The sequence below is a fragment of the Roseobacter sp. HKCCA2468 genome, from assembly GCF_037805105.1.
GTDB lineage: Bacteria > Pseudomonadota > Alphaproteobacteria > Rhodobacterales > Rhodobacteraceae > M30B80.
The window spans coordinates 1,038,299-1,050,688 of sequence record NZ_JBBLYN010000001.1; the positions used below are offsets into that span (position 1 = coordinate 1,038,299).

The window sequence follows — 12,390 nt, forward strand, 5'->3', positions numbered from 1 at the left end:
AAAGGGTGTCCGGTCAGCGCAGGGTCTAGCGTCAAGCCTTGAAGTGGTCAACCGATGCGCGCGCATTGCGCACCTTTTGTCGCTGCTTTTTTCAACCAAAGGCCCGAGTTTCGGGCAAATTTATGCCGCAAGGCGCAGATTGCGCCAACCCTATGTTGCGCGACACCTGCATCGGGCGGTATGTCTAGGCCGAACGACAAGCCCCCATGGGGCTAAATGAGGGACTATGCCAGAGCGCACGGAAACCGAGAGCCGCAAATTGCTGCGCCGCTTGCAAGCCAGTTTGGCCGAAGCAGGCGCAGGACAGGAGCGACTTGACCGTATCACCCATCTGATCGCCGATTCGATGGGCACGGAGGTATGCTCGATTTACCTGCTGCGCGATTCTGACACCCTCGAGCTTTGCGCGACCGAGGGCTTGGCCCCAGAGGCCGTTCACGTCACCCGAATGCGCCTTGGCGAGGGTCTGGTGGGGCGCGTTGCCCGCGATGCCCGCCCCATTAACACCCCCAACGCCCCCGCCGCGCGTGGATTTCGCTATATGCCTGAGACGGGCGAAGAGCGGTATTCCAGTTTCTTGGGCGTGCCGATCCAGCGATTGGGGGAACGGCTTGGCGTTTTGGTTGTGCAATCGAAAGAGGCGCGCAGCTATTCGGAAGATGAACTCTATGCCCTAGAGGTTGTCGCGATGGTTCTGGCTGAAATGACAGAACTTGGTGCCTTTGTCGGTGAGGGCGAGGCTTTATCTGCCCGTCACCAATCGCAGGTGATGATCCGTGGCGGTGTCGCGCAAGAGGGCGTGACCGAAGGCGCGGTTTACTTGCACGAACCGCGCGTGGTCGTCACCCGCCCCGTGGCGGATGACCCAGAGGCCGAACAAGCCCGCCTATCGGATGCAATCGCCACGCTGCGCCAATCGGTTGATCAGCTTTTGACCCGTATGGACAACGATGACAGCGAAGAACGCCAAGTTCTCGAAGCCTATCGCATGTTCGCTAATTCGCGCAGTTGGATCAAACGGATGCAAGAGGACATTGCGCGCGGCCTATCGGCCGAAGCCGCCGTTGAGAAAGAACAGTCCGCCGCCCGCGCGCGGCTCGAAACTGTGCCTGATGCCTATTTGCGCGAACGTTTGCAGGATTTGGACGACCTTTCAAACCGCCTTTTGCGGATTTTGACAGGTCAAGGCGGCGACACGGGCGCGGAAATGCCCGAACACCCGATTCTCGTGGCGCGCAACATTGGGCCAGGGGAATTGTTGGATTATGGCCGCCGCCTCAAAGGGGTGGTGCTTGAGGAAGGATCGGTTGGAAGTCACGCGGCGATTGTGGCCCGCGCCCTTGCGATTCCGCTAATCATCAATGCAAAACGTATCACAACCGAGGCGCTGAACGGTGACCCGATTTTGGTCGATGGCGAGCAGGGTATCGTGCATTTGCGGCCCGAAGAAAATGTGGCCAAGGCGTTTCGCGATAAAATCGCCATGCAGGCCGCGGCCCAAGAACGCTATGCCTCGATCCGTGACAAACCCGCTGAGACGCTTTGCGGCACGCGTATCACGCTTGAGATGAATGCGGGCCTTATGGCGGATCTGCCCTCCCTGCCCTCCTCTGGTGCGGAAGGGGTGGGGTTGTTTCGCACGGAATTGCAATTTCTAACGCGCAACCAAGTGCCACGGCGCGGGGAATTGGCCGCGCTTTATTCCCGCGTCATGGATGCAGCAGGCGGCAAGCGCGTGGTGTTTCGCACGCTTGATATAGGCTCGGATAAGGTGCTGCCCTATATGAAGCGGCCAGAAGAACCGAACCCCGCCTTGGGGTGGCGTGCGATCCGCGTGGGTCTTGATAAACCGGGCGTTATGCGGATGCAGTTGCAGGCCCTAATCCGCGCAGCACAAGGCCGCCCGCTTTCGGTCATGTTCCCCTTTGTGGCCCAGCTTGAAGAATTCACCGAGGCCCGTGATCATCTTTTGCGCGAAATGGATCGCGAAGCGGCCTTGGGACATATCTTGCCCGAAACTCTTAAAATCGGGGCAATGCTGGAAACCCCAAGCCTTGCTTTCGCACCGCGCCAATTTTTTGAAATGGCTGATTTTGTCTCAATCGGCGGCAATGACCTTAAGCAGTTCTTCTTCGCCGCTGACCGCGAGAACGAACAGGTGCGCCGCCGCTATGACACGCTCAATGTCAGTTTCTTGAATTTCCTAGAAATGATCGTCACGCGCTGCGCGGAAACTGAAACCGATTTGTCATTTTGTGGCGAGGATGCAGGCCGCCCCCTTGAGGCGTTGTGCTTTGCCGCGATGGGGTTGCGCAAATTGTCGATGCGCCCCGCCTCCATCGGCCCCGTCAAAAGCCTCTTGCGGCGGGTTGATTTGCGCGAATTGCGGGCCGTGATCCGCGAAGCGCAGGCAACAGGAGCGATGAGCGTGCGCAGCGCGGTTGCAAACTGGCTCGCTCATCAAAACGGCCATTAGGCCCTAGCTGCGCAGCGCAGGCAGCCCAACGCCTGTCGACTCAAACCCCCCATCCGCGGCCAGTATTTGACCAGAGATGTAGCTCGCTTTTTCACTGCACAGGAAGCAGATCGCTTCGGCAATCTCGCGCTCGGACCCATAACGATTGAGCGGGATCGCATCATGATAGGCGGCGATGATGGCGGGCGAATGCACCGCTATCGACAATTTCGTGCGCACAGGGCCAGGGCAGACGCAATTCGAACGAATGCCGTATTCGCCCAATTCCGCCGCCTGCTGTTTGGTCAAATGAATAACAGCCGCCTTGGTCGTGCCATAAGCCACCCGCAAGGTTGACGCCCTCAGACCCGAAATTGATCCAATATTGACAATCGCGCCGTGGGTTTCCTTTAGCGCAGGCGTCAGCGCCTGTGACATCAGAAAAACACCATCTAAATTGGTCGCCATGACACGGCGCCATGTTGTGAAATCGCATTCTTCAATCGGCCCAAATTCCGCGACCCCTGCATTATTCACCAAAGCATCCACGCGCCCCATTTTGGCGCTGATCTGGGTCGCCAGTTCTGCCACGGCCTCAGGGTCTGAGACATCGCAGACAAACCCTAGGGCCCCATCACGCGGGGTCGCTGTCGCATCAAGTTCGGCCGCATCGCGATCCACCATCGCAACCCGCCAGCCCATCTCAAGGAAAAGATCCGTGGTGGCCAATCCGATACCGCGCGCGGCCCCCGTTACAATCGCTACTTTGCTCACCCGTTTGACCCTCCCTTTATGTTGGCTTTGCCGTGGCATCCTGACGGGTTCCGCGCTCGTGGCAAGCGGAATTTATGCCACCCGAAAAATGAGGGCTTTTATTATTAGACCGAGCCGTCTAAGAAATATCGCATGAGCTTAGCCGATGTGACATATGACGCCCCCAAACGCCGTGGCCGCCCCGCCACTGCGCCCCAAGACGCGGCCACCTATCAGCGATTGATCCGCGCAGGGTTGGTGCATCTCACAGAGCGGGGTTATTCTGCGGTCGGGCTTGATATGATCCTGACGCATGCCCGTGTGCCAAAGGGCAGTTTCTATCATTATTTTCCCAACAAGTCCGCCTTCGGTCGCGCCGCCATCGCGGCCTATCGCGCCTATTTCGTGGCAAAGATGGAACGCCACTTGAGCGATGACAGTCTAGCCCCGCTTGCCCGTGTCGCGGCCTTTGCTGCGGCGGCCGAGGCGGGCATGGCCCGTCACGGCTTTCGGCGCGGATGTTTGATTGGCAATCTGGGCCAAGAAATGGGCGCATTGCCCGAAGAATTTCGCGCCGATCTCATTGCGACCTTGGAAGATTGGCAAGCCCGCTTGGCGCGGGTTCTACAGCTTGCCCAAAATCAGGGCGAGATATCCCCCCATCACAACCCCGCCGATCTGGCGCAAATGTTCTGGATCGGATGGGAGGGCGCCGTTTTGCGGGCCAAATTGGAACGCGGGCCTGCGCCCTTGCGCCTGTTTGCAGCGCAATTTCTTGCACAGCTTAACACCACCCCAAAAGGAGATGCCCCATGTTCGATGCCATCGTAATCAGCAAAGAGGATGATCAGCAAAGCGTGGCCTTGCGCCAAATCGCCAAGGAAGACTTGCCCGAGGGGGATGTTTTGGTCGAAGTGGCTTGGTCAACCTTGAATTACAAGGACGCGCTCGCCATCACTGGGGCCGCGCCTGTGGTGCGCAGTTTTCCGATGGTTCCCGGCATTGACCTATCGGGCATCGTCCGTGAAAGCGCAGATCCGCGCTATAATCCCGGCGATCGGGTGGTCTTGAACGGATGGGGTGTTGGTGAAAAACATTGGGGCGGTTTGGCGCGTTTTGCGCGCCTCAAGGGCGATTGGTTGGTTCCACTTCCCGATGGTGTCAGCCTGCGCCAAGCGATGGAGATCGGCACGGCAGGATATACCGCGCAGCTCTGCGTCAGCGCCTTGTTGAAGGCAGGGCTGACGCCAGAGGCGGGCGAGGTCGTGGTCACGGGGGCCGCGGGCGGTGTTGGCAGTGTTGCCGTGGCCCTTTTGGCGGCGAAAGGATTTACTGTCTGTGCGGTCACCGGCCGCGCCGAGGAAGAAGCCTATCTTAAATCCTTGGGCGCAAGCGAAATCCTGCCGCGAGAGGAATTCGCAGGCAAACCCCGCCCCCTCGACAAGGAGCGTTTCGCAGGTGCGGTCGATGTTGCGGGCAGCACCGTCTTGGCTAATGTTATCTCGAAAATGAAATATCGTGGGCTTGTCGCCGCCTGTGGCCTTGCCGCAGGCATGGATTTGCCAAGCTCGGTCGCGCCCTTCATTTTGCGCGGGGTCAGCCTATTGGGGGTCGACAGTGTCATGGTGCCGCGCGATGAGCGGATTGATGCATGGGCGGCCTTGGCCAAAGATTTGGATATGAGCAAATTGGCGGCAATCGCCCATGAAATGGCCCTTGAAGATGTCATCGCCGAGGCGCCAAAATTTCTTGAAGGTAAAATCCGCGGCCGCGTGGTTGTGCCTTTGAATGCGGCACTGGCCTAATAGGGCCCCAGAAGGATAGCAGCTATGACAGACCCCCTTGCCCCGGTGGCGCTTGAGGTTGAGGCCCCAAAGCGGCTTATGGCCTTTCCAAATTGGGTCTATCTCTTGCGCGAGTTTGAGGCGCTTTACAGGCGCGGCTCGGCGGGGGGATCAAAACCAATCCGCAGCCACCGAAAACGGGTGCGTGAAGGCATCTCGCAGGTATTTGACACAAATCCCGTGGTGATGCCGCGCGGGCCATTGCTTAAACCCGTCACCGACCATTTGCCCCGCGCCCTTGATCTGGGCGAGCGGGGTTTGGTCGCGGGATTGTCGCGCGCGCTGTCGCGGGTCGCAACCGAACTGACATGGGAATACGGCTATGAGAAAGTGCCAAAGGCCTTGGCGCAGAAATATGCCTATTGCGAGATATTGGGGCCGCGGGGGCCGATCTATTCTGAAAAGATGATCTTGGGCTTTGTTCTCTTTGCCCCCCGCACCACTTACCCGCAACACAGCCATGCGGAAATTGAAGAAAGCTATATCTCGGTCGCGGGCGATTGGTCTGAAAACGAGGTCGCAGTTCATGCGCCAGGTTCGTTAATCCTAAACCGCCCCGGTGACGAACATCGGATCACAACGGCGGATCTTGATCCCTGCCTCTTGGCATATGCATGGCTTGGGCCTGAGAGCAAACTTTCAAGCCCAGGGATGAAGCTTTCCGCGACAAGAAAAGCCCGCATTGAAGCGGGCATATAAAAAGCAATCGAGGATAAATCATGCAGGCAGCGGATATTGTGATTGTCGGCGCAGGGTCAGCGGGATGTGTATTGGCCAATCGACTGTCTGAAAATGGCAAGCACAAGGTCGTGTTGTTGGAGGCAGGTGGGCATGACCGCCACCCTTGGGTGCATATCCCCGTGGGATATCTCTATGCGATGGGAAATCCGCGCCTTGATTGGTGCTATAAAACCGCGCCTGTGGCGGGGTTAAATGGGCGCGCGCTCAACTATCCGCGTGGAAGGGTTTTAGGGGGCTGCTCCTCAATCAATGGAATGATCTATATGCGCGGCCAAGCGCGCGACTATGATCTTTGGCGCCAGATGGGCAATACGGGCTGGGGATGGGAGGATGTCCTGCCCTATTTCAAACGCTCGGAAGATTATCATCGCGGCGCGGACGCCCTGCATGGCGCAGGCGGCGAAATGCGCGTGGAAAATCAGCGCCTATCGTGGGAAATTTTAGATGCGGTGCGGGAAGCCGCCGCTGAAATGGGCATCCCGCCCTCAGATGATTTCAACACAGGCGACAATGAGGGCGCGGGATATTTCGAAGTGACCCAAAGAGGCGGTTTGCGGTGGAACGCGCGCCGCGCCTTCCTTGATCCTGCCAAAACCCGTAAGAACCTGAGCATCCTCACGAATGCCGAGGCCGAGCAAATCGTCATCACCGAGGGGCGCGTTCGCGCCTTGCGCTATCGTCAAAACGGGATCGTCAAAGACATCCAAATCCGTGGTGAGTTGGTCTTAGCCGCAGGGGCAATTGGCACACCGAAACTGTTGGAGTTATCAGGCATCGGCCAAGCGGAGCGCCTACAGGGTTTGGGCATACCCGTGATCCAAGACAGCCCCGAGATTGGCGAAAACCTCGCCGATCACCTTCAGATCCGCACGATTTTCCGCATCACAGGCGCGAAAACACTCAACACCCTTTACGCCTCGCTCTGGGGGCGGGCCAAAATTGCGATTGAATATGCGCTCAAGCGATCTGGCCCGATGGCCATGGCCCCCTCACAACTTGGCATTTTCACGAAATCAAGTTCCGATTACGAAACCGCCAATATCGAATATCATGTGCAGCCCCTATCGCTTGAAGCTTTTGGTCAGCCTTTGCATGACTTCCCCGCCCTCACCATCTCGGTCTGCAACCTGCGCCCAGAAAGCCGCGGTTCGGTGCATATCACCTCGCCTGATGCAAAGGCCGCGCCTGTGATTGACCCAAATTACCTATCGGCTGAAGCAGATCAGCGCGTGGCGGTCGATAGCATCAAACATGCCCGCCGCCTGATGCAAACCGAACGCTTGCGCGCCTTTGCGCCGCAAGAAATCAAACCCGGCGCCCATATCAATAGCGAAGGTGATCTGGTGCGCGCCGCAGGCGATATCGCAACCACGATTTTTCACCCTGTCTCAACCGTTCGAATGGGGGCGGATCAAAACGCGCCGCTTGACCCAGAGCTGCGCTTGCGCGGGATTTCCGGCCTGTCCGTGGCGGATGCCAGCGTGATGCCATCCATCCCCTCGGGCAATACCCATGCGCCCGTGACCATGATTGCCGAAAAAGCCGCAGATCTGATCTTGGCGCGCCTCGCTTAGGCGCCCCAACGCGTCACTTTCCCCGTCACCCCTGACCAGTCCCCAACGCCCAAAATGCGGGCGGGGTTGGTGGGTGGTGGCATCTCCACCCCCTCGAGGCGGTGAAACCCGAAGCGGCTATAATACGGGGCATCCCCCACCAACATGGTGCGCGGCCAGTGCAAGGCGTCAGCCCGCCGCAGACCTTCGCGGATCAGCAGCCCGCCCAAACCCTCCCCCTGACGGGTGGGATGCACGGCAATCGGGCCAAGCAACAACGCCTCTTTGGCCCCGACACGCACGGGCCAAAAGCGGATCGCCCCACCAATCGCGCCATAGTCATCGCGGGCTATGAGACAGAGCCCCTCAACAGGCGGCACCCCATCACGCAAGCGATAGGAACTCAGGGCCGTGCGCCCGGGCGCAAAGCACAGATCGAAAAGGGCTTCGACCTCCCACCGGTCATTTGGCTGCTCTTTGGCGATATCGACCATTGGCTGCTCATGTAATGCCTCTGGTCAAACTGGTAGCACGGCGCTAGCTCAATGCCAAACCGAAGAAGCAAAAGGCGCGGCGATGTTCTATAAAACTGATGACGGCCACCCCCTGCCCCACAACCCGTTCAATGCCATAGTCGCACCGCGCCCGATTGGGTGGATTTCGACACGGGGGAGCGATGGTCAGGACAATCTTGCGCCTTATTCCTTTTTCAACGCAGTCGCCTATGTGCCGCCACAGGTTATGTTCGCCTCGACCTCGGCCAAAGCGGATCGCGGCGACACCAAGGATAGCGTGGCCAATATTCGCGAGACGGGGGTGTTTTGTGTCAATCTCGTGGGCTACGAGATGCGCGATATGATGAACCAAAGCTCTGGCCCGTGGCCAAGGGGCGTGGATGAATTCACCCATGCAAAGATCGCCCGTGCCCCCTGTGAAACCATTGCGGCGGCGCGGGTCGCAAACGCCCCCGCAAGCCTTGAATGCAAACTGACCCAAATCGTTGCCTTGGACGGGGTACATAATTTTGCGGTCTTTGGCGAAGTGACAGGGGTGCATATCCGCCCCGATTGCCTGAATGATGGCCGCTTTGACATCACCCGCGCGGGCTTGATTTCACGGCTTGGCTATCAGGATTACGCGCAAATCGGTGAAATTTTCACCATGACGCGGCCTGAATAGGCCAAAATACCAATTCGCGGGTTCCCTTCCCCCCGCCGCTTGCGATACTGCGCGCGTGGATTTGGAACCAACCCATGGAGGGGCAGGATGACAGAGCGCGTGATTGGCGTGATCGGCGGCTCGGGCGTCTATGAGATAGACGGGCTTGAGGGCGCGAAATGGGTTGAGGTTAACAGCCCCTTTGGCACGCCATCTGACGCCATCCTGACGGGCCGCCTGAGCGGGGTCAGCATGGCCTTTTTGCCACGCCACGGGCGCGGCCATGTCCACAGCCCCACCACCGTGCCCTATCGCGCCAATATTGACGCGCTAAAACGCCTTGGGGTGACCGATTTGATCTCTGTCTCCGCCTGCGGGTCATTCCGCGAAGATTTGGCGCCTGGTGATTTCGTCTTGGTTGATCAATTTATCGACCGCACCTTCGCGCGCGATAAATCCTTTTTCGGCACAGGTCTGGTGGCCCATGTCAGCGTGGCGCATCCCACCTGCGCGGATCTCAGCGCAAAATTGGCCAAGGCCGCAAGCGCAAGCAGCGCAAGACTGCATCAAGGCGGCACGTATCTGGCGATGGAAGGCCCGCAATTCTCGACCCTGGCGGAATCACTGATGTATCGCAATGAATGGAAGGCCGATGTGATCGGCATGACCAATATGCCAGAGGCAAAATTGGCCCGCGAAGCGGAGATGTGCTACGCCCCGATTGCGATGATCACGGATTATGACAGTTGGCATGCTGATCACGGCGCGGTGGATATCACCGAGATCATCAAAACCCTTACAGGAAATGCAGAAAATGCGCGCAAGACCATTGCCGCCTTGCCTGCGCTTTTGGGGCCTGAGCGCGCGCCTTGTCCATGCGGCTGTGATCGCGCATTGGATCACGCCATCATGACGGCCCCCGATAAGCGCGACCCTGATATGGTCGCCAAGCTAGATGCGATTGCAGGCCGCGTGCTGTAAGGCCCGCCGAACGGAGAGATGCTATGACGCCCCAAAAAACGGTTCAGGATTATATCCGCACCATTCCCGATTTCCCGCATGAGGGAATTTTGTTTCGTGACGTGACCACGCTTTTTGCAGACCCGCGCGGGTTTCGATTGGCTGTGGATCAATTGCTTGCCCCTTATGTTGGGCAAAAGATTGATAAGGTCGCGGGGCTTGAGGCGCGGGGGTTCATCCTTGGCGGCGCGGTCGCGCATCAACTGGGCAAAGGTTTTGTTCCTATTCGCAAGAAAGGCAAATTGCCCGCGGCCACAATCAGCGAAGATTACGCATTGGAATATGGCACCGCCACTGTCGAGATCCATGATGATGCTTTCGAGGCGGGTGAACGTGTCCTGCTCGTGGATGATCTCTTGGCCACTGGCGGCACGGCGCGGGCGGGCATTCACTTGATTGAGCGCCTCGGCGCGCAGGTGACGGGCTGCGCCTTTGTGGTTGATCTGCCCGAATTGGGGGGGCGCGCCAAGCTTGAGGAGATGGGCCAAAGCGTTCACGCGCTCTGCCAATTTGATGGGCTATAAAATTTTTCGCAATTTCACCAAAATTTAACGCCCTGCCCTGTATCGAAGGGGCGTTCGCCAGCACGTGCGAAAATGTTGCTTGCTAACCCAAACCCTCGCCTCGCTCATTTTATGGGCGGGGCGAATTTTGGATGTAGGGGATGGAACGTGCCTTGGCCGCTTGCGGGGCGGGAAACTTTCCTCTAGTCAAACCCTGTGGCCGCTTGCTGGAACTGGTAGACAGACCGGACTTAAAATCCGAGGCTTTCGGGCGTGTGGGTTCGAGTCCCACAGCGGCCACCACCTTCCCAACAAAAAACGCGCCCCAATGGGACGCGTTTTGAAAGATCAGGCGTGACGTTAGATCAGGCAGCTTCGGCCTGATTGCGGCGTTCGCTTTCCTCGCGGCTCAGCGCAACAGAGGTGCGCACGCCAGAGGCCACAAATTTCATCAAGCCTTGAACAACGCGCTCGTTCGGGTCAATGCCCGCGCAGCTGAGCACTTCGCGCCCATCACGCGAGCGCGCCCAGCGCGCGATTTGCTCTGGGCCGTTGCCGAATTTCTTGTCATCGGCGATTGCATCATCCAGCGCGGCCAAAACAACAGCAGCAAATAGTTTGCGTGCGCGTTGACCTTGCTCGTAATTGAAGGCGGTGCCATCAACGAAATCTCGCATTTCGTCGTCCTTTTTATTTTTTGCTCTTGCGTTTTGCGGCGTGGGGCCCCTTATGCACATGTTCTAAGCGATTCTGGTATGCGAATATTGCATACCTCGTATGCGTTTTTTGCATGGGATCGCATTTAATGCTGCACGGCGCTTGTGTATTGCCACCCTGATATCGCCTAGATATAGGGAGCATTAATCAATCATCAAGGTTTGCTAGGGTTTACACTATGCCTAAAATCAACGGCAATGAAATTCGTCCCGGAAATGTTTTGGAACATAATGGTGGCCTCTGGGCCGCTGTAAAAGTGGATCACGTGAAGCCTGGTAAGGGCGGTGCTTTTGCTCAGGTCGAGATGCGCAATCTGCGCAATGGCAGCAAATTGAACGAGCGTTTCCGCTCTGCGGACAAGGTTGAACGCGTGCGTCTTGAACAAAAAGACCAGCAATTTCTCTATGAGCAAGATGGAATGTTGGTGTTCATGGACGCCGAAACCTATGAGCAGATCGAATTGCCTGCGGAATTGTTGGGCGACCGCCGCCCCTTCTTGCAAGATGGGATGACCATCGTGGTGGAATTCCATGAAAGCGAGGCGCTCAACGCAACCTTGCCTCAGAAGGTCACTTGCAAAGTTGTGGAAACAGAACCCGTGGTGAAGGGCCAAACAGCGGCGAATAGCTTTAAGCCCGCAATCCTCGACAATGGCGTGAAGGTTATGGTTCCCCCCTTTGTCGGCCAAGAGGAAATGATCATCGTGAACACCGAAACGATGGAATATTCCGAACGCGCCTAAACAGGCACGCGGTCGGTCAGATCAAATGCCCTGCGCGATGCGCGGGGCATTTTTCGTTTTCACAGATCACTTTGACCAAGGGTTGTCGCCGCGCGTCTTGCGGGTCACCCGCGGCACACGGGTGACTGCGGGTGGCGCATTTTTGGGCCGACCCACAGCGGGAATACGGCTTTGGCCGAAGCGATATTGCGCCTCTTCATGGGGGGGAACCCCCGCGGTGCGCGCCCAAAAAGCCTGGGCGCCACGATTGATCCAAAACGGCAGCATCAATGCGAAGCCTGCGATAAACCCGCCCGCATGGGCCCAATAGGCCACACCACCACCTGTGGCATCCATCGACAAACCATTAAACAGCTGCAGCCCAAACCATAGCCCCAACATGGCCCATGCGGGCACAGTGAAGACTTTGAAGAAAATGATGAAGATAAAAAGGATGTCGATCTTCGCGCGCGGGAATAACAGCAAATATCCCCCCATCACCCCAGCGATGGCCCCAGAGGCACCCACCATCGGCACTTGCGAAGCGGGGTTTGACAAAATTTGTCCAAACCCCGCTGCCAGCCCTGCGACAAGGTAAAAGGCCAAAAACCCAACATGCCCGAGCTGGTCCTCTAGGTTATCGCCAAAAATCCATAAGAACAGCATATTGCCGATCAGGTGCATCCAGCCGCCATGCAGAAACATGGACGTAATCAAACTATGGGGATCTCCGCCCTTCAGCACTTCGGCGGGGACAAGGGCCCAACTGTCAAAAAACCGCGCAAGCCCTGCGGGGGTCGATGAAAGTTCGGGGTAATAGCCCAGAAACACGACTACATTCACCAAGATCAGACCGATCGTGATCACGGGCTTGCGGTTGGATGGGTTATGGTCGCGTATCGGAAACATGACACTGCCATCTTCG

Annotated in this window: 13 protein-coding genes and 1 tRNA gene; 10 read left to right on the forward strand and 4 right to left on the reverse strand. The window is 57.7% G+C overall.

Annotated features, from left to right (window positions below; translation table 11 throughout):
• Positions 1-226 precede the first annotated feature (226 nt).
• Positions 227-2,476: a phosphoenolpyruvate--protein phosphotransferase gene (gene ptsP / locus AAC620_RS05190; protein ID WP_317656071.1), complete on the forward strand. Its 2,250-nt coding sequence runs from the start codon at positions 227-229 to the stop codon at positions 2,474-2,476.
• A 3-nt stretch (positions 2,477-2,479) separates the two neighbouring features.
• Here ptsP and AAC620_RS05195 read toward each other — a convergent pair whose 3' ends face one another.
• Positions 2,480-3,229, reverse strand: a complete 750-nt coding sequence (locus AAC620_RS05195; RefSeq protein WP_340243171.1) for an SDR family NAD(P)-dependent oxidoreductase — start codon at positions 3,227-3,229, stop codon at positions 2,480-2,482.
• Positions 3,230-3,361: 132 nt separating this feature from the next.
• Here AAC620_RS05195 and acuR point away from each other — a divergent pair, with 132 nt between their 5' ends.
• Genes acuR through AAC620_RS05215 form a run of 4 tightly spaced genes read left to right on the forward strand, consistent with a single transcriptional unit; the run spans position 3,362 to position 7,367 of the window.
• Entirely contained in the window at positions 3,362-4,039 is a 678-nt protein-coding gene (gene acuR / locus AAC620_RS05200) for an acrylate utilization transcriptional regulator AcuR (protein ID WP_340243173.1), read from the forward strand.
• Positions 4,021-5,013 (forward strand): acrylyl-CoA reductase (NADPH), encoded by a 993-nt coding sequence (gene acuI / locus AAC620_RS05205; protein ID WP_340243174.1) that lies wholly within the window; start codon positions 4,021-4,023, stop codon positions 5,011-5,013. Before acuR ends, acuI begins: the two co-directional genes overlap by 19 nt.
• Positions 5,014-5,037: 24 nt before the next feature.
• Complete coding sequence (locus AAC620_RS05210; protein WP_445322436.1) at positions 5,038-5,751, forward strand: dimethylsulfonioproprionate lyase family protein; 714 nt, start codon at positions 5,038-5,040, stop codon at positions 5,749-5,751.
• Positions 5,752-5,771: 20 nt separating this feature from the next.
• Positions 5,772-7,367 (forward strand): GMC family oxidoreductase, encoded by a 1,596-nt coding sequence (locus AAC620_RS05215; RefSeq protein ID WP_340243175.1) that lies wholly within the window; start codon positions 5,772-5,774, stop codon positions 7,365-7,367.
• On the opposite strand, the gene AAC620_RS05220 is transcribed toward AAC620_RS05215, so the two are convergent.
• On the reverse strand, positions 7,364-7,840 hold the full coding sequence (locus tag AAC620_RS05220; protein ID WP_340243177.1) for a GNAT family N-acetyltransferase: 477 nt from the start codon (positions 7,838-7,840) through the stop codon (positions 7,364-7,366). The genes AAC620_RS05215 and AAC620_RS05220 overlap by 4 nt on opposite strands.
• Positions 7,841-7,922: 82 nt before the next feature.
• Between AAC620_RS05220 and AAC620_RS05225 the strand changes: the two genes are divergently transcribed.
• The 4 genes from AAC620_RS05225 (at position 7,923) to AAC620_RS05240 (ending at position 10,330) form a co-directional block, all read left to right on the forward strand.
• On the forward strand, positions 7,923-8,525 hold the full coding sequence (locus tag AAC620_RS05225) for a flavin reductase family protein (RefSeq protein ID WP_340243179.1): 603 nt from the start codon (positions 7,923-7,925) through the stop codon (positions 8,523-8,525).
• 87 nt (positions 8,526-8,612) lie between these two features.
• Positions 8,613-9,485, forward strand: coding sequence for an S-methyl-5'-thioadenosine phosphorylase (locus tag AAC620_RS05230; RefSeq protein ID WP_340243181.1), 873 nt, complete (start codon positions 8,613-8,615; stop codon positions 9,483-9,485).
• A gap of 23 nt (positions 9,486-9,508) precedes the next feature.
• Positions 9,509-10,048 (forward strand): adenine phosphoribosyltransferase, encoded by a 540-nt coding sequence (locus tag AAC620_RS05235; RefSeq protein WP_317656083.1) that lies wholly within the window; start codon positions 9,509-9,511, stop codon positions 10,046-10,048.
• A 197-nt stretch (positions 10,049-10,245) separates the two neighbouring features.
• Positions 10,246-10,330 (forward strand) — tRNA-Leu (locus AAC620_RS05240).
• A 62-nt stretch (positions 10,331-10,392) separates the two neighbouring features.
• On the opposite strand, the gene AAC620_RS05245 is transcribed toward AAC620_RS05240, so the two are convergent.
• Positions 10,393-10,704, reverse strand: coding sequence for a DUF6280 family protein (locus AAC620_RS05245; RefSeq protein WP_317656084.1), 312 nt, complete (start codon positions 10,702-10,704; stop codon positions 10,393-10,395).
• Between the two features lie 218 nt (positions 10,705-10,922).
• Here AAC620_RS05245 and efp point away from each other — a divergent pair, with 218 nt between their 5' ends.
• Complete coding sequence (efp, locus tag AAC620_RS05250) at positions 10,923-11,486, forward strand: elongation factor P (RefSeq protein ID WP_317656085.1); 564 nt, start codon at positions 10,923-10,925, stop codon at positions 11,484-11,486.
• A gap of 66 nt (positions 11,487-11,552) precedes the next feature.
• On the opposite strand, the gene AAC620_RS05255 is transcribed toward efp, so the two are convergent.
• Positions 11,553-12,374 (reverse strand): rhomboid family intramembrane serine protease, encoded by an 822-nt coding sequence (locus AAC620_RS05255; protein ID WP_340243184.1) that lies wholly within the window; start codon positions 12,372-12,374, stop codon positions 11,553-11,555.
• Between the last annotated feature and the right edge of the window lie 16 nt (positions 12,375-12,390).